The following is a 22576-nucleotide window of genomic DNA, read 5'->3' on the forward strand; positions in this document are numbered from 1 at the left end:
CGGTCACGTGCACAGGCTGGGGGCATCGCACACGTTGCCGGGGCAATAGATCGAGTGTGCGGCGTTGACCATCGTCCCGATGTCCAACAACGTCACGCCTCTCTTGTCCAGGTGGGTGTGGATGTCGTCGGCGATCTCTTGTGGCGTCCAACCCCAAGTGAGGTCGTAGCAGATGAGGTGCGCCTCTCCGATGAGCGCCTCTTCGGTCTGGGGTGGCCAGGTGAGGCCGACGGCGCGCAGCTTCGCGAGGTATGCGTCATCGGCGGGAGTGGTGGCGATCGCGGTCGCCGCGCTACCCAGCAGGACAGCGCTAGCAATCATCGGAATGGCCAACGCGGCCAAGCAGCGAGGTGAGGGCATGTCGGCAGACTAGCCATTCGTCACAACGCCGGGCGGGAAATCCACGGCGCGACACACCGGGGATCCGCACCGATACTGGGACGCATGGCTGAGGCTCCCGACACCGCGCTGGAGCCGATCGGTGCGGTCCAGCGGACCGCGACCGGTCGCGAGGCAACCGAGCCGATGCGCGCCGACATCAGGCTGCTCGGCGCGATCCTCGGCGACACCGTGCGTGAACAGAACGGTGACGAGGTGTTCGACCTCGTGGAACGCGCCCGGGTGGAATCCTTCCGGGTGCGGCGCTCCGAGATCGACCGGGCCGATATGGCGGCGATGTTCTCCGGTCTCGACATCCACCTCGCGATCCCGATCATCCGGGCGTTCAGCCATTTTGCGTTGCTGGCCAACGTCGCCGAAGACATCCACCGCGAACGCCGCCGCGCCATCCACGTCGACGCCGGCGAACCGCCCCAAGACAGCAGCCTCGCCGCCACCTACGCGAAACTCGATCTCGCGGAACTGAATTCGGCCACGGTGGCCGATGCCCTGAAGGGTGCCCTGGTCTCCCCGGTCATCACCGCCCATCCCACCGAGACCCGCCGGCGCACCGTCTTCGTCACCCAGCACCGGATCACCGGCCTGATGCGACTGCACGCCGAGGGCCACACCCAGACCGACGACGGCCGCGACATCGAACTCGAGCTGCGGCGCCAGGTCCTCACCCTGTGGCAGACCGCGCTGATCCGGCTCTCGAGGCTGCAGATCACCGACGAGATCGACGTCGGGCTGCGCTACTACCCGGCCGCATTGTTCGAGGTGATCCCGCAAGTGAACAGCGAGGTTCGCGACGCGCTGCGCGCCCGTTGGCCGGACGCCGAGCTGCTCGCCGGGCCGATCCTGCAACCCGGCTCCTGGATCGGTGGTGACCGCGACGGAAACCCGAACGTCACCGCCGAGGTGGTCCGCCGGGCCACCGGCAGCGCCGCGTTCACCGCGGTGGCGCACTACCTGGCCGAGCTCACCGACCTCGAGCAGGAACTGTCGCTGTCGGCGCGACTGGTCAGCGTCACTCCAGAGCTGGCCGAGCTGGCCGACGCCTGCCCGGAGAACGCCCGGGCCGACGAGCCGTACCGGCGTGCCGTGCGGGTGATCCGTGGCCGGCTCACCGCGACCGCCGCCGAGATCCTGGACCGGCAACCGCAGCACGAGCTCGACCTGGGCCTGACGCGGTATGTCACGCCGGCCGAGTTGCGCGCCGACCTCGACACCGTCGATGCTTCGCTGCGTGCCCACGGCAGCGCGCTGCTGGCCGACGACCGGCTGGCGCTATTGCGGGAAGGCGTGGGCGTCTTCGGTTTTCACCTGTGCGGCCTCGACATGCGGCAAAACTCCGACGTGCACCAAGAGGTGATCGGCGAGCTGCTGGCGTGGGCGGGTGTGCACCCGGACTACGGCTCGTTGGGCGAAGACGAGCGGGTCGAGCTGCTGGCGGCCGAACTGAGCACCCGCCGCCCGCTGCTCGGCGAGCGCGCGGAATTGTCCGACCTGGCGCGCGGCGAGCTTGGTGTGATGGCCGCCGCCGCCCACGCCGTCCGGCGGTACGGACCCGCCGCGGTGCCCAACTACGTGATCTCGATGTGCCAGTCGGTGTCGGACGTGCTGGAGGCCGCGATCCTGCTGAAGGAGGCCGGCCTGCTGGACGCCTCCGGGCCGGAACCCTACTGCCCGGTGGGCATTTCGCCGCTGTTCGAGACGATCGACGATCTGCACAACGGCGCCGCGATTCTGCACGCGATGCTGGAATTGCCGGTATATCGGGCGCTCGTCTCCGCGCGTGGCGACTCGCAGGAGGTGATGCTGGGCTATTCCGACTCCAACAAGGACGGCGGTTACCTTGCCTCCAGCTGGGCGGTGTACCGGGCGGAGCTCTCCCTGGTCGAGGTGGCCCGCAAGACCGGAATTCGGTTGCGGCTCTTCCACGGTCGCGGTGGCACCGTCGGACGCGGTGGCGGGCCCAGCTATCAAGCGATCCTGGCGCAACCGCCGGGAGCGGTGAACGGATCGCTGCGCCTCACCGAGCAGGGTGAGGTGATCGCCGCCAAGTACGCCGAACCCCAGTTGGCGCGGCGCAATCTGGAGAGCCTGGTGGCCGCGACGCTGGAGTCCACGCTGCTCGACGTCGAGGGTCTCGGCGAGGCAGCCGAGCCGGCGTATGCGGTGCTCGACGAGGTGGCGACCCTCGCGCGGCGCGCCTACGCCGAACTGGTGCACGACACACCGGGTTTCGTCGAATACTTCAAGGCATCGACACCGGTCAGCGAGATCGGGTCGCTGAACATCGGCAGCCGGCCCGCCTCGCGCAAGCCCACCGAGTCGATCGCGGACCTGCGCGCCATCCCGTGGGTGCTGGCGTGGAGCCAGTCGCGAGTCATGCTGCCCGGTTGGTACGGCACCGGATCGGCGTTCGAACAGTGGATCGCGGCGGGTCCGGAAAGCGAAGCCGACCGGGTGGCGACGCTGCACGAGCTGTACGAGCGGTGGCCGTTCTTCGCGAGCGTGCTATCGAACATGGCGCAGGTGCTGGCCAAGAGCGACCTGGGCCTGGCCGCCCGCTACGCCGAGCTGGTGGCCGACGAATCCTTGCGCCGCAGGGTATTCGACAAGATCGTCGACGAACATCGGCGCACCATCGCCATGCACAAACTCATCACCGGTCACGACGACCTCCTTGCCGACAACCCGGCGCTGGCGCGTTCGGTGTTCAACCGGTTCCCGTACCTGGAGCCGCTGAACCACCTTCAGGTGGAACTGCTGCGCCGCTACCGCTCGGGCGACGAGGACGAATTGGTCCAGCGCGGGATTCTGCTGACCATGAACGGCCTCTCCAGCGCGCTGCGCAACAGCGGGTAATTACCGACATGCGCGCGCGGATGGCCGTCACCGCCGCGACTGCGCAGTAAGGTCTCGGGCGATGGGTGCGCCGTCTCTTTGGTTGATTCTTGTCAGCGTCGTCGCCATCGCGATTGTGCTCGCGGTGGTCAGCGTATGGTTCGGCAATCGTGTCCTGTCCGGCGAAGGAAAACTACACGATTCGGCCATGTCGCCGTTCGTCGCGATCGTCGGTCTTGTCTACGGCGCGCTGCTCGGGTTCACCGTGGTCGTCACCTGGCAACAGTTTTCCGCCACCCAGGTCATCGTCGCCAACGAGGCGTCGGCACTGACGACGCTGTACCGGCAGACCGTCGCCATGCCGGAAGCGGAGCGACCCCAGATTCAGCAACTGTTGCGCCAGTACGCGACCGCCGTGGCCGGTTCCGATTCGACAAAGCAGGCCGGTGACGGCGCCCGCGACAGCGCACGCGCCGCCATAACGCAGATGTACCGCATCGCCGGCAATCCGGCGCCGGGTGCCGCGTCGAGCGCGATCAATTCCCAGTTCCTCAGCGAGTTGAGCGTGCTGTCGTCCCATCGCACCCAGCGCATGATCGCGACCAAGCCGCGGATACCGGCGCTGCTGTGGTTGGGACTGATCTTCGGCGGGGTTGTCCTGGTAGGCCTTACGGGTTTTCTGCGCCTGGGCAGCACCCTCGGCCAGGCACTCCTATCCAGCGCGGTCGCCGTCCTGCTTGGCCTGCTGCTGTGCATCGACTTCTCACTCGACCACCCGTCCGAGACCGACCATGCGATCACCTCGGAGCCGTTTGGGCACGCGGTGGAGGTTTTCGACGCGGTCGACCGCGGAACCTAGTGCACCGTCCGGTTGCGCAGCCGATCCAGCACGCCGCGCACCGCGTGCTCGGTGACCGACAAGGGGGACATCACCGTCTCGCCCACCCCGACCATGTAGTCGATCCGCTGGACGATCGCCTCCACCGGCTCGACGAGCGCGATCAGCCGCTGGGCGAGATTGTCCAGGCTGTGCAGCACGCCCTCCAGATGATCCAGGCCGCTCTCCAGGCGTTCCACCGTCGCGTTCAGGGCCGACAGCGAGCTGTTCAGCTCGACCATCGTCCTGCCCAGGCCGTCGAGCACGTCTTCGACCTGTTCCACCGTCTTGTCGGCGTTGAGCGCCGCCTGGGTGAGGGTCTTGATCCGGCTTCGCTCGGGCCCGTTGCGCACCGTTTTGTCTGCCATGAACGTCATTATGCGCCCAGCATCAGCGGGGAAGCTTGGCCGCGGCCTCCTCGTCGAGCAGCCAGAGCGTGGTCTCCAGCCCGACCGCCCCGGCTGCCGGCACCGCGACCGGTTGCGCGCCACCGATGGCAGCGGCCGCCGCGTCGGCCTTGCCCGCCCCCGAAACCATCAGCCAGACCTCACGGGAGCGCTGAATCGCGGGAATTGTCAACGTGATTCGTTGCGGCGGCGGTTTGGGGGAGTCGTCGACCGCGACGACCATGCGGGTGGTCTCGAGGACGGCGGGGGTATCGGGGAACAGGGAGTTGATGTGGCCCTCGGGGCCCATGCCCAGCAGGTGGACGTCGAAGGTCGGAGCCGGCTCGCCGGGGGCGGCGTTGGCGGCCAGCAGCTGCTCGTAGGCCAGCGCCGCCGCCGTGAGATCGTCGCCGAATTCGCCGTCACTGGCGGCCATCGGATGCACCTGGCTGGACGGAATGTCGACGTGATCGAGCAACGCCTCGCGCGCCTGCTTCTCGTTGCGCTCATCGTCGTCCTCGGGAACGTAGCGCTCGTCGCCCCAGAACAGGTGCACTGTCGACCAGTCCACCTGCTGCGTGCGGAGATACTTCAGCAGTCCGATGCCGTTGCCGCCGCCGGTCAGCACGATCAGGGCGCGCCCCCGGGCCGCCACGGCGGCCTCGATTGTGGCGACCATCCGGGCGCCGGCGGCCCGGACTAGGGCGTCGCCGTCGGGGACGATGTCGATGACGCGGCTCATGCGTACTGCACCTTGTCGATGCCCCCGAGCGCGGCGAAGTAGATCTCGTCGGGGTCCAGCCGCCGCATGTCTTCGGCGAGGCACTCACGGGTTTCCCTGCGCGCCAAGGGAACCAGGGCATCGGGTCGGCCCGTTCGGCTCAGGGTGGCCGTCGCGCCCTCCTGGGGTCGGCTCAGCGTGATGGTTTCGGTTTTGCGCTCCAGCTCGACTTTGAGTTCCCCGACCACCCTCCGCACCGGCCCGTCGATCCTGCTGGCCAGCCAGCCCGCCAGCACGTCGAGCGCGGGTTCGGCTCGCAAACCGGAAACCAGCGCCGATTCGATTTCCTCGTGCGGTTTCTGGTCCACCGCGGAGGTGAGCAACGCCCGCCAGTAGGTGATGCGCGCCCAGGCCAGGTCCGTGTCGCCGGCGGTGTAACCATGCAGCCGGCCCCGGATCGCCGACAGCGGATCGTCGCTGTTGGTCGCGTCGGTGATGCGCCGAATCGCCAACTGGCCCAACGGGTCCTGGGCGGGCACCGCCGGAGCGATGTCGGGCCACCACGCCACCACTGGGATGTCGGGGAGCAGGAACGGGATGACGACGCTCTCGGCATGATCGGCCAACGGTCCCGACAGCGTGAGCACCACGACCTCCCCGGCGCCGGCGTCACCCCCGACCCGGACCTGGGCGTCCAACCGAGCCTCGGCGGCGTCCGCATTGCCGGTTGTCACCACCAGGACCCGGCTCGGGTGTTCGTGGCTGGCGGCGTTGGCGGCCTCGATCGATTCCTCGAGCATGGTGTCGTTGTCGGACTTGATGATCAGCGTTCCCACGCGGCCCATCGTGACGACCCCGGCCTGTTCGCGTAGCTCGTCGAGCTTCTTGTTGACCGCGGTGGTGCTGGTGTCCAGCAGGTCGATAATCATTTGCGCCGCCTCTGCTTCCTGCTGCGTCCCCCGCAGGCGGGCGGTGCCCCCACTGCATCGTCGCCGGCGCGGATCACGGCCGCCGCCATTCCCGCCCGGTGCGGCGCAACATCTCGAACGCCGACGCGGGCCCCCAGGTGCCGGACTCATAGGAGTCGGGCTTGCCGTTTGTCGCCCAGTAGTCGAGAACGGGATCGAGTATCTCCCAAGCCAATTCGACCTCCTCGTTCACCGGGAACAGCGACGGCTCACCGAGCAGCACGTCCAGGATCAGCCGTTCGTACGCCTCGGGCGAATCCTCCACGAACGCCGAGCCGTAGGAGAAATCCATGTTGACGTCGCGGACTTCCATCGTGCTGCCCGGGACCTTGGAACCGAACCGCAAGGTGATGCCTTCGTCGGGCTGGACCCGGATGACGATGGCGTTGGTGCCGAGTTCGTCGGTCATGGTGGCGTCGAACGGCAGATGTGGCGCACGTTTGAATACCAGGGCGATCTCGGTCACCCTGCGGCCCAAGCGTTTTCCGGTTCGCAGGTAGAACGGGACGCCGGCCCAGCGGCGGGTGTCGACCTCGAGCGTGATGGCGGCGAAGGTCTCGGTGGTGGAATCCTTCGCGAAGCCCTCCTCGTCGAGCAGGCCGACCACCTTCTCACCGCCCTGCCAGCCCGCGGCGTATTGGCCCCGGCTGCTGGTCTCGTCGAGCGGCTGCGCGAGCTGGGTGGCCGAGAGCACCTTGATCTTCTCGGCCTGCAGCGCAGACGGTTTGAAGCTGACGGGCTCTTCCATCGCGGTCAGGGCCAGTAGCTGCATCAGGTGGTTCTGGATGACGTCGCGGGCGGCGCCGATGCCGTCGTAGTAGCCGGCCCGCCCACCCAGCCCGATGTCTTCGGCCATGGTGATCTGCACGTGGTCGACGTAGTGCGCGTTCCAGATCGGGTCCCACAGTTGATTGGCGAAGCGCAACGCCAGGATGTTCTGAACCGTCTCCTTGCCCAGGTAATGGTCAATGCGGAACACCGACTCCTCGGGAAACACCGAGTTGACGACGTGGTTGAGTTCGCGGGCGCTCTCCAGATCATGGCCGAACGGCTTCTCGATGACGACCCGGCTCCACCGGTCGTCCTGCGGACGGGCCAGGCCGGAGGCGTGCAGCTGTTCGCACACCACCGGAAACGATTTGGGCGGGATCGCCAGGTAGAAGGCGTGATTGCCGCCGATGCCGCGTTCGGCGTCGAGTTTCTCCAGCGTCTCGGCCAGCCGTCCGAACGCGGCCTCGTCGTCGAACTCGCCGCGCACGAACCGCAATCCGTCCGCCAGCCGCTCCCAGATGGCCTGGCGGAACGGCGTACGGCAGTGTTGTTTGACGTCGTCGAGGATCACCTGAGCGAAGGCGTCGTGATCCCAGTCGCGGCGGCCGAAGCCCACCAGCGAGAAGGTGGGCGGCAGCAGACCGCGGTTGGCCAGGTCATAGATGGCCGGCACCACCTTCTTGTGGGCCAGATCGCCGGTGACGCCGAAGAGCACCATGGCACACGGGCCGGCGATCCTGGGCAGGCGCTTGTCTTCCTTGTCGCGCAGCGGATTACGCCACTGCGTGGCAGCCGCGGCCCGGCTCATTGAGCGGTGGAACCCAGTTGCTTCTGCGTTTCTTCCAGCAGCTCGGTCCAGGAATCCACGAACTTCTCCACACCCTCGTTCTCCAGGACCACGAACACGTCGGTCAGGTCGACCCCGACCGCCGACAGCTTGTCGAACACTCCCTGGGCGGCCTGCGCGGTGCCCGTTACGGTGTTGCCGTTGATGACGCCATGGTCGGCGACCGCGTCAATCGTCTTCTCCGGCATGGTGTTTACCGTGTGCGGTGCGACCAGCTCGGTCACGTAGAGGGTATCCGAGTAGTCGGGGTTTTTGACCCCGGTCGAGGCCCACAGCGGACGCTGCACCCGGGCGCCGTCGGCCTTGAGCGCTTGGTAGCGTTCGCCGTCGTCGAAAACCTCCTGATAGGCCGCGTAGGCGAGCCGCGCGTTGGCCACACCGGCCTGGCCGCGCAGCGCGAGCGCGTCCGCGGAGCCGATCTTCTCCAGGCGCTTGTCCACCTCGGTGTCCACCCGGGACACGAAAAACGATGCCACCGAATGGATTTTGGACAGATCGTGTCCGGCTTCGCGGGCCTTCTCCATCCCGGCCAGGTAGGCGTCCATCACCTCGCGGTGTCGCTCGACGGAGAAGATGAGGGTGACGTTGACCGAAATCCCTTCCGCGAGAACCGCGGTGATGGCCGGCAGGCCGGCCTTGGTGGCCGGGATCTTGATGAACAGGTTCGGCCGGTCGACGATCTTCCACAGCTCGACGGCCTGCGCGATGGTCTTGTCCGTGTCGTTGGCCAGGCGCGGGTCGACCTCGATCGAGACCCGGCCGTCGGCACCGTCGGAGGCTTCCCATTCGCGCGTCAGGACGTCGCACGCGTTGCGCACGTCGTCGGTGGTGACGGTGCGGATGGTGGCATCGACATCGGCGCCGCGCTCGGCCAGCTCGGAGATCTGTTTGTCGTAGGCGTGGCCTTCGGCGAATGCCTTTTGGAAGATGGATGGATTGGTGGTCACGCCGACGACACTCTTGGTGTCGATCAGCTCCTGCAGGTTGCCCGACTGCAGTCGGTCCCGCGACAAGTCATCCAGCCAAACGGACACGCCCGCGGCGCTCAGCGCCGCAAGGTTAGGGTTCTGACTGGTCATGTGAATCACCCTTCCTCAGTTATCCACTACCTGTTCCGCTGCGGCCGCAACGGCTTCGGCGGTGAAGCCATATTCACGGAACAAAGTCTTGTAGTCGGCGGATTCGCCGTAGTGCTCGATCGAGACGATCTTCCCAGTGTCGCCGACCAGCTTGTGCCAGGACTGCGCGACGCCTGCCTCGACGGCGACCCGGGCCGACACCGACGGCGGCAGCACGCTGTCGCGGTATTCCTCGGGCTGGGATTCGAACCACTCCACGCACGGCATCGAGACCACCCGCGCCACAATGTCGCGGTCCGCCAACAGTTTCTGAGCCTCGACGGCGAGCTGGACCTCCGAGCCGGTGCCGATCAGGACGACGTCGGGCTCGTCACCGCCATCGTCACCGAGGATGTAGCCCCCCCGCCCGACGCCCTCGAAGTTGGTGCCCTCCAGCACCGGCACGCCCTGCCGGGTCAGGATCAGGCCGACCGGGCCGCTGCCGTTGCCGCGGGCCAGGATCGTGCGCCAGGCATAGGCGGTCTCGTTGGCATCGGCGGGTCGCACCACCGACAGGTGGGGGATGGCGCGCAGCGCCGACAGGTGTTCGATCGGTTGGTGGGTGGGGCCGTCCTCGCCCAGCCCGATCGAGTCGTGCGTCCACACGTAGATGGTGTCGATGTTCATCAGCGACGCGAGCCGCACCGCCGGGCGCATGTAGTCGGAGAACTGCAGGAAGGTTCCGCCGTAGGCGCGGGTCGGTCCGTGCAGCACGATGCCCGACAGGATGGCGCCCATCGCGTGTTCGCGAACGCCGAAGTGCAGCGTGCGACCGTACCAGTCGGCGGTGTAGTCCTTCGTCGAAATAGAGGGGGGCCCAAACGATTTAACGTTGTCCATGGTGGTGTTGTTACTGCCCGCCAGGTCGGCGGAACCGCCCCACAGCTCCGGCAGTTTCGGGCCGACCGCGTTCAGCACCTTGCCGGACGCCGCGCGGGTGGCCAGCGGCTTGTCTTCCGGTGTCCAAGTCGGGATGTCCGCGTCCCAGCCATCGGGCAGCTTCTCTGCGGTCAGCCGGTCCAGCAGCGCCTTGCGTTCGGGTTCGCGCTGTGCCCACGCCTCGAACTCGGGTTGCAATTTTTCGTGCGCCTCTTTGCCGCGGTCGACCAGCTTGCGGGTGTGGGCGATGACGTCCTCGCGCACCTCGAACGTCTTGTCCGGATCGAAGCCGAGGATCTTCTTGACGGCCGCGACCTCGTCGTCGCCCAGCGCTGCGCCGTGCGCCTTGCCGGTGTTCATCAGGTTCGGCGCGGGGTAGCCGATGATGGTGCGCAGCGAGATGAACGACGGCCGGTCGGTCACGGCCTTCGCGTTGGCGATGGCCTCTTCGATGGCCACGACGTTCTCGCCGCCCTCCACCTCCTGCACGTGCCAGCCGTAGGCGCGGTAGCGGGCGGCGGTGTCCTCGCACAGCGCGATGTCGGTGTCGTCCTCGATGGAGATCTGGTTGTGGTCGTAGAACACGATGAGGTTGCCCAGCTGCTGCACCGCGGCCAGCGACGACGCCTCGGAGGTGACGCCCTCTTCGATGTCCCCGTCGGAGGCGATTACGTAGATGTGGTGGTCGAACGGGCTTTCCCCGGGGGCGGCGTCCGGGTCGAACAAACCACGCTCGTAGCGTGACGCCATCGCCATCCCGACCGCCGATGCGAGGCCCTGCCCGAGCGGGCCGGTGGTGATCTCGACGCCCTTGGTGTGCCGGAACTCCGGGTGTCCCGGGGTCTTCGATCCCCAGGTGCGCAGCGATTCGATATCGGACAGTTCCAGGCCGAAGCCGCCGAGGTAGAGCTGCAGGTACAGCGTCAGGCTGCTGTGCCCGGCCGACAGCACGAACCGGTCGCGGCCCAACCAGTGCGGATCGCTGGGGTCGTGCCGCATCGTGCGCTGAAACAGCGTGTACGCGAGCGGGGCCAGGCTCATCGCGGTCCCGGGATGCCCGTTGCCGACTTTTTGGACCGCGTCGGCGGCCAGCACCCGGATGGTGTCGACCGCGGCGGAGTCGATGTCGGTCCAGTCGTCGGGAAGGTGCTGTTGGGTCAGCGTGGAGATCTCTTCGAGTGTGGTCACAGACTCAATCCTTGGGTCATCAAGCTGATCAGTTTCACCCTAGTGCGGGAGCGCCGGCGTTTGCAGTGCAGGATTTGGGGTATGCGGGCCGGCCGGTGTGAAAATTACGCGCAGGCCGATCACGCTTTGCATTCAGACCCGCAAACGGGAAAATCTCGGAGTGAACGGACCCTGCGGGCGGGACGCCGCAGGCAGGCCGTCTACCATCGTGCGTAGTAGATGCTGCGCGCTGCTGCGACCCCGAGGAGTTATTGCGTGAGCGTTCGCGGGCGCGTCGCGCCGAGCCGAATACGCCCCACCGTGCTGGCGTACCTGGCGCTGACCAAGCCGCGGGTCATCGAGCTGCTCTTGGTCACCGCGATACCCGCGATGCTGCTTGCCGACCGCGGCCACGTGAACCCGCTGCTAATTCTCGACACCTTGATCGGCGGAATGCTGGCCGCCGGGGGTGCCAACACGCTCAACTGCGTGGCCGACGCCGACATCGACAAGATGATGAAGCGGACCGCCCGCCGGCCGTTGGCGCGCGCCGCCGTGCCGACGCGCAACGCACTGGTGCTCGGGCTGGTGCTGAGCGTCGGGTCGTTTTTCTGGCTCTGGTGGACGACCAACCTGCTCTCGGGGCTGCTGGCCATCGCCACCATCGCGTTCTACGTGTTCGTCTACACGCTGCTGCTCAAGCGCCGTACGTCGCAGAACGTCGTGTGGGGCGGCGCGGCCGGGTGCATGCCGGTGATGATCGGATGGTCGGCCGTCACGGGCACCATCGGCTGGCCGGCGCTGGTGATGTTCGCGATCATCTTCTTCTGGACGCCGCCCCACACCTGGGCGCTGGCGATGCGGTACAAGGACGACTACCGAACGGCGGGCGTCCCGATGCTGCCGGCCGTGGCGACCGAGCGTCAGGTCACCAAGCAGATCCTGATCTACACCTGGCTGACGGTGCTGGCGACGCTGGTGCTGGCGCTGGCCACCGGCTGGCTCTACGCGGCGGTCGCGCTGCTGGCCGGGGTGTGGTTCCTGGCGATGGCCCACCAGCTTTACGCCGGAGTCCGCGCCGGCGAGCCGATCAAACCGCTGCGGCTGTTCCTGCAGTCGAACAACTACCTCGCCGTGGTGTTCTGCGCGTTGGCGCTCGACTCGGTGATCGCGCTGCCGACGCTGCTCTAGCGGTCTACGGCAGCAGCACCACCGAGCCCGCCGTCTTGCGGCCCTGCAGGTCTTCGTGGGCGCGGGCCGCTTCGGCCAGCGGATAGCGGCCGCCCACCCCGATCCTGATGGTTCCGCCGGCGACCGCGTCGAACAATTCCTCTGCGCGCCAGCTGAATTCCTGCGGGGTGCGCATGAAATGGACCAGCGAGGGCCGGGTCAAAAACACCGACCCGGCGGCGTTGAGGCGCTGCGGGTCGAACGGCGGAACGGGCCCGCTGGCGCCGCCGAACAGCGCCAGCGTTCCGCGGACCGCCAGGCTGGCCAGGCTGGCGTCGAAGGTGCTGGCGCCCACGCCGTCGTACACGGCCGCCACACCCGCGCCGCCGGTGAGCGCGCGAATCCGCTCGCCGAACTGCGCGGGGTCGTCGGGGTAGGAGAGGACCTCGTCGGCTCCGGCGTCCTTGGACATCCGCGCCTTCTCCGGCGTCGATACGGTGGTGATCACTCGCGCGCCGAGCAGATGCGCCCACTGGGTGAGGATCAGCCCGACGCCGCCGGCGCCGGCGTGCACCAGCACCGCGTCGCCGCTTTGCACGGGATACACCGACTTGAGCAGGTAGTGCGCGGTGAGGCCCTTCAGCAGCACCGACGCCGCCACATCGGAGCTCACATCGTCGGGCACCGTTGCCGTCAAAACCGCTGGGGCGGTTGCGAATTCGGCGTAGGCACCGGAGGCCGCCGCGGACACCACCCGGTCCCCGACGCCGAACCCGTCGACCCCGTCGCCCGTGGCGACGACGGTGCCGCATGTCTCCTGGCCGACGATGAAGGGCAGCTCACGCGGGTAATGGCCCGAGCGGAAGTAGGTGTCGATGAAGTTGACGCCGATGGCCTCCGCCTCGATCAACACCTCGCCGGGCCCGGGCGTGGGCTGAGCCGTCTCCACGTAGCGCAGGACTTCGGGGCCACCGGTTTCGCTGATTTCGATTGCGTGCATGCGGATATCATGCCCGGGCATGAAGCTCGCCCGGCCGGACGTCTTCCATCCCCGGATCGTGCTCGCGGGCGGCCCGCGCCACTCCGACGACGCCGGGCTGGTGCCCGCGCTACGGGCTCGCGGCCTGCACGCTCGCTGGCTGTCCTGGGACGATCCGGAGACGCTGCGCGCTGACGTGGTGATCCTGCGCGCCGCCCCCGACGCCCTTCGGCGCGACGAATTCCTCGCCTGGATCCGCCGCGTGCGCCACCTGCTCAACCCGCCCGACGCCGTCGCCTGGAATCTCGACGAGCGGTACCTGCGCAACCTGGAGAGCGACGGGGTGCCGACGCTGCCGGGCGGGACGGCACAGTCGGCGTTGGTCTTTCTCGCGGGAAAGCAGTCGCACGCCTGGCCGGGCGAGCCGGAGTTCGAGGTCTGGGATCTCGGTTACGCCGCCCTCGCGTCGGCCGCCGGGCGCGCGGGGGTCGGCATCGGCGAGCTGCTCCATGCGCGCGTCGACGTGGCGGGCGACCGGCTGGTGCGGCTGGACGTCATCGCGCCCTCGCTGGGTTGGTCGCATATCGATGTCGGCACCCGCGACCGGGCCCAGCGCCGGTTCGCGCTGGCCGTGGAATCAGCGTGCGAGCGGCTCGGGCTCGGCCCGCTCTCGCATCGAGGCCCATAGCGCCGCGGTGGCCGCCGTGCATGCCGCGGCACCCGCCACGTGCACGGCGACCAGGGCGGCGGGCACCCCGGCGAAGTACTGCGTGGTGCCGACGGCGGCTTGCGAGCACACCAGCGCGAGCAGCACGCCGAGCCGCAGCACGACGGCACGGGCGGCGCCGACCGCCAGCAGACCGAAGCCGAGCCCGACCAACAGCGCGAGGTAAGCGATCAGCAGCGACGAATGCGCGTGCACCAGGGTGGTGATCTCGACCTTGAGCCGCGGCACGGTCCGGCTGGGACTGCGGTCACCGGCGTGCGGTCCGGCGGCGGTCACCAGGGTGCCCGTCACCAGTACCGCGGCCAGATTCACCGCGGTGAGCGCGGTAAGCACGCGCAGCGGCCTGGCCACCCGCTCGGAGACCACCCCGTCGTCGGGCTCGCCGACCTTGACGTAGAGCAGCACCGACAGCCACACCATGGTCATCGACACGAGCAAATGGATGGCGACCGTCCACCAGAGCAGCCCGGTGCGCACGGTGATGCCGCCGATTACCGCCTGCACCACCGTCGACACCGGCATAAGCCACGCGTAGGTCAGCACCTCGGTGCGCCGCCGCGCCCGGGTCACGGCCAGCACGGCCAGCGCCGCGGTGATCACCACCCCGATGCTGAACAGCCGGTTGCCGAATTCAATGGCCTGGTGCACCCGTGGCACCTCGGTCACCATGACCGGGACGAAGCTGCCCGGGAAACACCGCGGCCAGGTTGGACAACCCAGGCCCGACGCGGTCACGCGGACGATCGCGCCCGTGACGGCGATGCCGCCCTGGGTGAGGATCACCGTCGCGGCGATGACCCGCTGGACACGCAGACTGAGGTGGGGGAGCAGATCCACCAACCGCAACAACACTCGTCCAACGGGCACCGACCGATCGTAAGGCAATGAAAACTACGGTCTGTAGTACGGCGGTCCGCGTCGAGATATAAACGTCGCACACCCGCACCGGCGTGTCGTCGCAAACGTTTATGTGTCGCGAGCCGCGAGCCCTCAGGTGAAGCGGAACCAGCGCAGCGCGGCCAGCGCCGCGGCCGCGCCCCACGCCGCCAGCACGGCGACGCCGAACCAATCCGCCGACAACGACATCGCCCGCGACAGCGCCTCGGTCAGCGCGCCGGACGGGGTGAGCCGGGCGGCCCACTTGAACCCCGCCGGGATCAGGTTGGTCTCCACGGTCAGCGCGCCAAGGCCGGCGAAGACGAACCACATCAGGTTGGCCACCGCCAGCACGATCTCGGCGCGCAGCGTCCCGCCCAGCAACAGCCCCAGGGCCGCGAAACAGGCGGTGCCCAGGGCGATCACCGCCGCGCCCACCAGCAGCGCCGCCGGGGCCGGCCGCCAGCCGAGCCCAAAACCGATGGCCCCCAACAGGATTGCCTGTAGAAACACCACCGTGACCACCGCCAGCGACTTGCCGGCGATGATGCCCCAGACCGGCAGCGGGGTGGCCCCCAGCCGTTTGAGCGCGCCGTAGCGGCGATCGAACGCGACCGCGATCGCCTGCCCGGTGAACGCGGTCGAGATCACCGCCAGGGCCATGATCACCGGGACGAACGTGGCGGCGCGGTTGTGGCCGAACGACCCGAGCGGCAGCAGCGTGAGCCCGACGAGCAGCGTGATCGGGATGAACATGGTCAGCAACAGCTGTTCGCCGTTGCGCAGCAACAGCTTCAACTCCAGACCGAACTGCGCGGCGAGCATCCGCGGCACCGCGTTGGGCCGGGGGTCGGGGGTAAACGTGCCCGCGGGGAAGACGTCCGATTGAGTCTTGTTGTGTGTCAAGGCCGCAACTTCCTGCCGGTGAGGTCGAGGAACACGTCCTCGAGGCTGCGTTGCTCGACGCGCATGTCGGTGGCCAGCACGTCGATCTGCGCGCACCACGCCGTGACGGTGGCCAGCACCTGCGGGTCGACCGGACCCTCGACGAGGTACTCGCCCGGCGTCACCTCGGTGGCCTTGTAGTCCTCGGGCAGGGCCGCGGCCAGCAGGGACAGATTCAGCCGCGGCGGCGCGGTGAATCGCAACTGGTCCTTGGCGCCGGCGCGCATCAGTTCGGTCGGAGTGCCCGACGCCACCGTCACCCCGTGGTCGATGATCACCAGCCGATCGGCGAGCTCCTCGGCCTCCTTGAGCTGGTGGGTGGTCAGCAGCACCGTCACACCGTCGCGGCGCAGCGCGTCGATGAGTTCCCAGACCAGCAGCCGGGCGTGGGCGTCCATGCCCGCGGTGGGTTCGTCGAGGAACACCAGTTCGGGACGCCCGACCAGCGCGCAGGCTAGCGCGAGCCGCTGCTGCTGCCCGCCGGACAGCCGTCGATAGGTGGTCCGGGCAGCATCGGTGAGCCCGAGGGTGTCCAGCAGCCACGCCGGGTCCAGCGGGTCGGCGGCGTAGGACGCGACCAGGTTGAGCATTTCCCCGGCCCGCGCTGCGGGATAGCCACCCCCGCCCTGCAGCATCACTCCGATACGGGCACGCAGGCGGGCGTTGTCGGTGATCGGGTCGAGCCCGAGTACCTCGATGCTGCCGGCATCCGGGCGCACGAAGCCTTCGCACATCTCGACGGTCGTGGTCTTGCCGGCGCCGTTGGGCCCGAGCAGAGCCAGCACCTCCGCGGCGTGCACGTCCAGATCGAGGTCGCGCACCGCCTTGGTCGAGCCGTAGTGCTTGCTTACCCCGCGCAGTCGGACGACCGGGGTTTGGGGGGCCGTGCTCACGAGCGGCGCTCCTCTCCCCCGCAAGCGGGAGGTGCCCCCACATCGCTTCGCTCTGCATCGTCGCCGGCGCGGCTCACGTGGAATCAGCGTAGGCGTCGGGCGCCGCCTCGGAACTAGGCGAGGCGCTCGGGGTCTTCGACGTCGCGGGCTCCGACAGCTCAATGGCCGTCTCGCCGTTGGCTTCTGGGCTCTTCTGCTGCAGCGGTCGCCACGGCAAGCGGGTGTACGTCAGCGCGATGAGCATTGCCACGATGACGGTGCTGGCCACTGTGGCGTCCACGATCTGGAAGAGCGCGAAGCGGTCGCCGTTGGCCGTCGGCCCGAAGATCCCGACGACAAGAGTGATGACGATGACGGCCACCCGGAAGCCGGTGCGGGTGGCCCACGCGGCGAGCGGAATGATCGCCCACAACAGATACCAGGGCTGCACGACGGGAAACAGCAGCACCGTGATGCCCAGGGCGACGCCGAGGCCGCCGATCGGGTGCAGCCGCCCGCGGAAAACGGCGAGCAACAGCCACAGCACCATCACCATGATGATCAGCACGCCGATGCCACGGGTCAGCGCCAGCACCGCGGTGGTGTGATCGCCGAGGCCCAGCAGAATGCCCACCTGGCCGGTGCCGAGCGCCAGCAGCGTCGGCGGCGACATCCAGCTGCGCACCACGTTCGCGGTGCCCAGCGTGTAGATCCAGCCGAATCCGAGCCCGCTGGCCCAGCCGACCAGCGCCATCACCGACAGCGACAGCGCCGCCATCCCGCCGCCGGTGAGCAGCAGCGCGCGCAGGTTGCCCCCGCAGCGATACGCCAACGCCATCGTGACGAATCCCAGCGCCAGCAGCGACGGCAGCTTCACCTGCGACGACAGCGTGATCAGGACCGCGCCGGCCAGCAGCATGCCCAACGGTTCCCAATCCGGGCCGAACCGCCACGAGCGGGGCAGCAGCCGCGGGGAATCGATACCGCGCAGCGCGAATTCGGCGCCGGCCAGCATCAGCCCGAGCATCAGCGCCTCGTTGTGGATGCCGGCGACCAGATGCATGATCAGCAGCGGATTCGCCGCGCCCAGCCACAGCGCGCTGACCTCGGCGACGCCGCACCGCCGCGCCAGCCGCGGCGTCGCCCACACGATCAGGCCCACGCCGAGCAGCACCACCAGCCGGTGACAGAGCACCGCGGCGACGATGTTTTCGCCGGTCAGAGCCGAGATTCCGCGCCCGATCCACAGGAACAGGGGACCGTAGGGCGCCGGCGTCTCGCGCCACAGGCTGGGCACGGACAGGGTGAACACGTGGGACAGGCCGAGCCCGGACGCCGGGCCCACCCGGTACGGATCGAGGCCGTCCAGCGAGATCTGGCTCTGGGCCAGGTAGGAGTAGACGTCCTTGCTGTACATCGGCGGCGCGATCAGCAGCGGCAGCGTCCACAGCAGCAGGGTCCGGTCCAGGTCGCCCCGCGACATCCGCCGGCTGCCCAGCGCGAACCGGCCCAGCATCAGCCAGGCCAGCGCCATCATCACCGCCCCGGTCGTCGTCATCGTCAGCGACACCGTCTGGATCCGCGAGGGCAGATTGAGCAGCCGGACCCCGAACGTGGGGTCCTGGACGACCGGCCGCGCCCCGGCGCCCAGGGCGCCGATCGCCATCAGGACGGTGCCGGTGGCCCCGAACAGGCGGGTGCGCTGCAGCGCGGTGAGCTCGGTATCGTTCAGCGGCGTGCCCACGGCCTGCTCATCGCCGTGCAAACTGGCGATCGAGGAGCTCAGCGTGTGGTGGCGGGCTGCCATCAGAGCAGCGTAGCCGGTGTGACCAGCGCAACCGTCCACGCAGGGCACCCTTGCTGGACCGATTTCCGGAATTGCGTCACACTGGTGTTGTGAAAATCCGCACCAGCTACCCGGACGCCGCCGTGCCCGCGGCGGGGCCGGCGGCGCCGGATGGCCAGACGCAGACCCGCCGGGCCATCGTGCGCTTACTGCTGGAATCCGGATCGATCACCGCCGGCGAGATCGGCGACCGGTTGGGCCTGGCCGCCGCCGGTGTGCGGCGTCATCTCGACGCGCTGATCGACGCGGGCGATGCCGAGTCCGCACCCGCCGCGCCGTGGCAGCAGGCCGGGCGCGGCAGGCCGGCGAAGCGGTTTCGGCTGACTGCCGCGGGCCGGGCCAAGCTCGAGCACTCCTACGACGACCTGGCGGCCGCGGCCATGCGGCAGCTACGCGAGATCGGCGGGGAGGACGCGGTGCAGACGTTCGCCCGCCAGCGCATCGACGCGATCCTGGCCGGCGTGCCGGCCGCCGAGAGCGCCGAGGACGACGACGTCGAGGCGGCCGCCGAGCGAGTCGCCGGCGCGCTGACCAACGCCGGCTACGTCGCCACGACGACACGGGTCGGCGGGCCGATCCACGGCGTGCAGATCTGCCAGCATCACTGCCCGGTATCGCACGTCGCCGAGGAATTCCCGGAGCTGTGCGAGGCCGAGCAGCAGGCGATGGCCGAGGTGCTGGGAACTCACGTGCAGCGGTTGGCGACCATCGTCAACGGCGACTGCGCCTGCACCACGCACGTACCTCTTACTGTTCCCGTCCCTAAGGCGCCCAGCCCGCGCCGCGACACCACGAGCATCAAAGGAGCGTCCGCATGACACTCACCCCGGAGGCCAGCAAGGCCCCCACCCAGCCGCTGACCCAGGCGGAGGCCATCGCGTCGCTGAGCCGGTACGGCTACGGCTGGGTGGATTCCGACACGGCGGGTGCCAGCGCCCAGCGCGGGCTCTCCGAGGCGGTCGTTCGCGACATCTCGGCGAAGAAGAACGAGCCGGAGTGGATGCTGCAATCCCGGCTGAAGGCGTTGCGCATCTTCGAGCGCAAGCCGATGCCGAACTGGGGTTCGAACCTGGGCGGCATCGACTTCGACAACATCAAGTACTTCGTGCGCTCCACCGAGAAGCAGGCCGCCACGTGGGACGACCTGCCCGAAGACATCCGCAACACCTACGACCGGCTGGGCATCCCGGAGGCCGAGAAGCAGCGCCTGGTCGCCGGCGTCGCGGCCCAGTACGAGTCCGAGGTGGTCTACCACCAGATCCGGGAAGACCTTGAGGCTCAAGGCGTTATCTTCCTCGACACCGACACGGGTCTGCGCGAACACCCCGAGATCTTCCAGCAGTACTTCGGCACCGTGATCCCGGCGGGGGACAACAAGTTCTCCGCCCTGAACACCGCGGTGTGGAGCGGTGGATCGTTCATCTACGTGCCGCCGGGCGTGCACGTCGACATCCCGCTGCAGGCCTACTTCCGGATCAACACCGAGAACATGGGCCAGTTCGAGCGGACGCTGATCATCGCCGACGAGGGTTCGTACGTGCACTACGTCGAGGGCTGCACCGCGCCGATCTACAAGTCGGATTCGCTGCACTCGGCGGTCGTCGAGATCATCGTGAAACCGCATGCGCGCGTTCGCTACACGACCATTCAGAACTGGTCGGGCAACGTCTACAACCTGGTCACCAAGCGGGCCCGCGCCGAGGCCGGTGCCACCATGGAGTGGATCGACGGCAACATCGGGTCGAAGGTGACCATGAAGTACCCGGCGGTGTGGATGACCGGCGAGCACGCGAAGGGCGAGGTGCTGTCGGTGGCGTTCGCCGGCGAGGACCAGCACCAGGACACCGGCGCCAAGATGCTGCACCTGGCGCCCAACACGTCGAGCAACATCGTGTCCAAGTCGGTGGCGCGGGGCGGGGGCCGCACCTCGTATCGCGGCCTGGTGCAGGTGAACAAGGGTGCGCACGGATCGCGCTCGAGCGTGAAATGTGATGCGCTGCTGGTCGATACGATCAGCCGCAGCGACACCTACCCGTACGTCGACATCCGCGAGGACGACGTCACAATGGGTCACGAGGCCACCGTGTCGAAGGTCAGCGAGAACCAGTTGTTCTACCTGATGAGCCGCGGGCTGACCGAGGACGAGGCGATGGCCATGGTGGTGCGCGGCTTCGTGGAGCCGATCGCCAAGGAGCTTCCGATGGAGTACGCGCTGGAGCTCAACCGGCTGATCGAGCTGCAGATGGAGGGCGCGGTCGGATGACCGCCGCTCTGAATAAAGGAGAGCTGTTCGCCTCCTTTGACGTTGACGCGTTCGAGGTTCCGCACGGTCGCGACGAGCTGTGGCGGTTCACCCCGCTACGCCGCCTCCGCGGCCTGCACGACGGCTCGGCGCGCGCGACCGGCAAGGCGCAGATCAGTGTCGGCGAACGGCCGGGCGTGCACGTCGAGACCGTGCACCGGGGCGACGAGCGGCTCGGTCAGGGCGGCATCCCCGCCGACCGCGTTGCGGCCCAGGCTTTCTCGTCGTTCAACTCGGCGACCCTGGTCACCGTCGCGCGGGACACCCAGATCCCCGACCCGGTGAACATCACCGTCTCAGGCCCCGGCGAAGGTGCCGTGGCCTACGGGCATCTGCAGATCAGGGTCGAAGAGCTGGGCGAGGCGGTCGTGGTGATCGACCACCGCGGCGGTGGGACGTACGCCGACAACGTCGAGTTCGTCGTCGACGACGCCGCGCGGCTCACCGTCGTGTGGATCGCCGACTGGGCCGACGACACGGTGCACGTGAGCGCGCACCACGCGCGGCTGGGCAAGGACGCGGTGCTGCGTCACGTCACCGTCACGCTGGGCGGCGAGGTGGTGCGGATGTCGGCCAACGTGCGCTACACGGGGCCCGGCGGGGATGCGGAGCTGCTCGGCCTGTACTTCGCCGACGACGGCCAGCACCTCGAGTCGCGGCTGCTGGTCGACCACGCCCATCCCGACTGCAAGTCGAACGTGCTGTACAAGGGTGCGCTGCAAGGGGATCCGGACTCGGTACTGCCCGACGCCCACACCGTCTGGGTGGGCGACGTGTTGATCCGCGCCGAAGCAACCGGGACCGACACCTTCGAAGTCAACCGCAACCTGGTGCTCACCGACGCGGCGCGCGCCGACTCGGTGCCCAACCTGGAGATCGAGACCGGCGAGATCGTAGGCGCCGGACACGCCAGCGCCACCGGGCGTTTCGACGACGAGCAGCTCTTCTACCTACGCTCCCGCGGCATCCCGGAGGACCAGGCCCGCCGGCTGGTGATCCGCGGCTTCTTCGCCGAGATCATCTCCAAGATCGCCGTTCCCGACGTACGGGAACGCTTGACCGCGGCCATCGAACACGAACTGGCCCTTACCGAATCGAGAGCGACAGCTTCATGACGACCCTGGAAATCAAAGACCTGCACGTCAGCGTCGACGACCCCAACGCCCCGGAGGGAGAACGGGAGATCCCCATCCTCAAGGGCGTGGACCTGACTGTGAAATCCGGTGAGACGCATGCGTTGATGGGCCCGAACGGCTCCGGCAAGTCGACGCTGTCCTACGCGATCGCCGGTCACCCGAAGTACCGGGTGACCTCCGGATCCATCACGCTCGACGGCGAGGACGTCCTGGCGATGAGCGTCGACGAGCGGGCGCGCGCCGGGATATTTCTGGCTATGCAATATCCGGTCGAGGTGCCCGGCGTCTCGGTGTCGAACTTCCTGCGCTCGGCGGCCACCGCCGTGCGCGGCGAGGCCCCCAAGCTGCGGCACTGGGTCAAGGAGGTCAAGGGGGCGATGACGTCGCTGGAAATCGACCCCGCCTTCGCCGAGCGCAGCGTCAACGAGGGGTTCTCCGGCGGCGAGAAGAAGCGCCACGAGATCCTGCAGCTCGAGTTGCTGAAGCCCAAGATCGCCATCCTGGACGAGACCGACTCGGGGCTGGACGTCGACGCGCTGCGGGTGGTCAGCGAGGGCGTGAACCGCTACGCGGAAACCGAGCACGGCGGCATCCTGTTGATCACGCACTACACCCGCATCCTGCGCTACATCCACCCGGAATACGTGCACGTCTTCGTCGGCGGGCGCATCGCCGAATCCGGTGGCTCGGAGCTGGCGGACGAACTCGAGCAAAACGGCTACGTGCGCTTCCAGCAAGCGGCGGCTGAGAAGGTCTAG

General features: G+C 68.3%; 20 protein-coding genes. 8 read left to right on the forward strand and 12 right to left on the reverse strand.

The annotated features are described in order from the left end of the window. Window positions 1-3: 3 nt before the first annotated feature. Entirely contained in the window at window positions 4-360 is a 357-nt protein-coding gene (locus ACQI5H_RS00420; protein ID WP_427077473.1) for a DUF732 domain-containing protein, read from the reverse strand. A gap of 84 nt (window positions 361-444) precedes the next feature. On the opposite strand from ACQI5H_RS00420, the gene ppc reads away from it, so the two are divergent. Beyond that, window positions 445-3252, forward strand: a complete 2808-nt coding sequence (ppc, locus tag ACQI5H_RS00425) for a phosphoenolpyruvate carboxylase (protein ID WP_427077474.1) — start codon at window positions 445-447, stop codon at window positions 3250-3252. Window positions 3253-3313: 61 nt separating this feature from the next. Beyond that, a complete protein-coding gene (locus ACQI5H_RS00430) occupies window positions 3314-4090 on the forward strand; it encodes a DUF4239 domain-containing protein (protein WP_427077475.1) in 777 nt (258 codons plus the stop codon). On the opposite strand, the gene ACQI5H_RS00435 is transcribed toward ACQI5H_RS00430, so the two are convergent. The 6 genes from ACQI5H_RS00435 to tkt all read right to left on the reverse strand — a co-directional run bounded on the left by ACQI5H_RS00435 (window position 4087) and on the right by tkt (window position 10986). Further along, window positions 4087-4485 carry an ATPase gene (locus ACQI5H_RS00435; RefSeq protein ID WP_427077476.1) on the reverse strand — a complete coding sequence of 133 codons (399 nt, stop codon included), beginning with the start codon at window positions 4483-4485 and terminating at the stop codon, window positions 4087-4089. The genes ACQI5H_RS00430 and ACQI5H_RS00435 overlap by 4 nt on opposite strands. A gap of 13 nt (window positions 4486-4498) precedes the next feature. Continuing rightward, window positions 4499-5236, reverse strand: coding sequence for a 6-phosphogluconolactonase (gene pgl / locus ACQI5H_RS00440; protein ID WP_427077477.1), 738 nt, complete (start codon window positions 5234-5236; stop codon window positions 4499-4501). Beyond that, window positions 5233-6144 carry a glucose-6-phosphate dehydrogenase assembly protein OpcA gene (gene opcA, locus ACQI5H_RS00445; RefSeq protein WP_427077478.1) on the reverse strand — a complete coding sequence of 304 codons (912 nt, stop codon included), beginning with the start codon at window positions 6142-6144 and terminating at the stop codon, window positions 5233-5235. Before opcA ends, pgl begins: the two co-directional genes overlap by 4 nt. Before the next feature lie 73 nt (window positions 6145-6217). Continuing rightward, entirely contained in the window at window positions 6218-7762 is a 1545-nt protein-coding gene (zwf, locus tag ACQI5H_RS00450; RefSeq protein ID WP_427077479.1) for a glucose-6-phosphate dehydrogenase, read from the reverse strand. Next, window positions 7759-8880, reverse strand: coding sequence for a transaldolase (gene tal, locus ACQI5H_RS00455; RefSeq protein ID WP_427077480.1), 1122 nt, complete (start codon window positions 8878-8880; stop codon window positions 7759-7761). Before tal ends, zwf begins: the two co-directional genes overlap by 4 nt. Window positions 8881-8895: 15 nt before the next feature. Then, window positions 8896-10986, reverse strand: coding sequence for a transketolase (gene tkt / locus ACQI5H_RS00460; protein ID WP_427077481.1), 2091 nt, complete (start codon window positions 10984-10986; stop codon window positions 8896-8898). A 255-nt stretch (window positions 10987-11241) separates the two neighbouring features. Here tkt and ACQI5H_RS00465 point away from each other — a divergent pair, with 255 nt between their 5' ends. Further along, window positions 11242-12156 carry a heme o synthase gene (locus ACQI5H_RS00465; RefSeq protein ID WP_427077482.1) on the forward strand — a complete coding sequence of 305 codons (915 nt, stop codon included), beginning with the start codon at window positions 11242-11244 and terminating at the stop codon, window positions 12154-12156. Between the two features lie 4 nt (window positions 12157-12160). Here the strand turns inward: ACQI5H_RS00465 and ACQI5H_RS00470 are convergent, their stop codons facing one another. Next, window positions 12161-13135, reverse strand: a complete 975-nt coding sequence (locus tag ACQI5H_RS00470) for a quinone oxidoreductase family protein (RefSeq protein WP_427077483.1) — start codon at window positions 13133-13135, stop codon at window positions 12161-12163. A 19-nt stretch (window positions 13136-13154) separates the two neighbouring features. Here ACQI5H_RS00470 and ACQI5H_RS00475 point away from each other — a divergent pair, with 19 nt between their 5' ends. Continuing rightward, complete coding sequence (locus tag ACQI5H_RS00475; RefSeq protein ID WP_427077484.1) at window positions 13155-13802, forward strand: hypothetical protein; 648 nt, start codon at window positions 13155-13157, stop codon at window positions 13800-13802. Here the strand turns inward: ACQI5H_RS00475 and ACQI5H_RS00480 are convergent. The 4 genes from ACQI5H_RS00480 to mptB all read right to left on the reverse strand — a co-directional run bounded on the left by ACQI5H_RS00480 (window position 13752) and on the right by mptB (window position 18341). Continuing rightward, a complete protein-coding gene (locus ACQI5H_RS00480) occupies window positions 13752-14726 on the reverse strand; it encodes a COX15/CtaA family protein (protein ID WP_427077485.1) in 975 nt (324 codons plus the stop codon). The two genes, ACQI5H_RS00475 and ACQI5H_RS00480, sit on opposite strands and share 51 nt — an antisense overlap. 105 nt (window positions 14727-14831) lie before the next feature. Continuing rightward, the gene (locus ACQI5H_RS00485; RefSeq protein ID WP_427077648.1) at window positions 14832-15542 is read right to left on the reverse strand and encodes an ABC transporter permease; all 711 of its coding nucleotides are present in this window, start codon (window positions 15540-15542) and stop codon (window positions 14832-14834) included. A gap of 77 nt (window positions 15543-15619) precedes the next feature. Continuing rightward, window positions 15620-16555 carry an ABC transporter ATP-binding protein gene (locus ACQI5H_RS00490; RefSeq protein ID WP_427077486.1) on the reverse strand — a complete coding sequence of 312 codons (936 nt, stop codon included), beginning with the start codon at window positions 16553-16555 and terminating at the stop codon, window positions 15620-15622. A gap of 73 nt (window positions 16556-16628) precedes the next feature. After that, a complete protein-coding gene (gene mptB / locus ACQI5H_RS00495; protein WP_427077487.1) occupies window positions 16629-18341 on the reverse strand; it encodes a polyprenol phosphomannose-dependent alpha 1,6 mannosyltransferase MptB in 1713 nt (570 codons plus the stop codon). Between mptB and ACQI5H_RS00500 the strand changes: the two genes are divergently transcribed. From ACQI5H_RS00500 to sufC, 4 genes are read left to right on the forward strand one after another with little or no spacing between them, the layout of a single operon-like run. Beyond that, the gene (locus ACQI5H_RS00500; RefSeq protein ID WP_427077649.1) at window positions 18335-19198 is read left to right on the forward strand and encodes a helix-turn-helix transcriptional regulator; all 864 of its coding nucleotides are present in this window, start codon (window positions 18335-18337) and stop codon (window positions 19196-19198) included. The two genes, mptB and ACQI5H_RS00500, sit on opposite strands and share 7 nt — an antisense overlap. Continuing rightward, the gene (gene sufB / locus ACQI5H_RS00505; RefSeq protein ID WP_076247271.1) at window positions 19195-20643 is read left to right on the forward strand and encodes a Fe-S cluster assembly protein SufB; all 1449 of its coding nucleotides are present in this window, start codon (window positions 19195-19197) and stop codon (window positions 20641-20643) included. Before ACQI5H_RS00500 ends, sufB begins: the two co-directional genes overlap by 4 nt. Next, window positions 20640-21797 carry a Fe-S cluster assembly protein SufD gene (gene sufD / locus ACQI5H_RS00510; RefSeq protein ID WP_427077488.1) on the forward strand — a complete coding sequence of 386 codons (1158 nt, stop codon included), beginning with the start codon at window positions 20640-20642 and terminating at the stop codon, window positions 21795-21797. The genes sufB and sufD overlap by 4 nt, the downstream gene beginning before the upstream one ends. After that, the gene (sufC, locus tag ACQI5H_RS00515) at window positions 21794-22576 is read left to right on the forward strand and encodes a Fe-S cluster assembly ATPase SufC (protein WP_427077489.1); all 783 of its coding nucleotides are present in this window, start codon (window positions 21794-21796) and stop codon (window positions 22574-22576) included. Before sufD ends, sufC begins: the two co-directional genes overlap by 4 nt.

The organism is Mycobacterium heidelbergense (genome assembly GCF_050205645.1).
Taxonomy (GTDB): Bacteria; Actinomycetota; Actinomycetes; order Mycobacteriales; family Mycobacteriaceae; genus Mycobacterium; species Mycobacterium heidelbergense_A.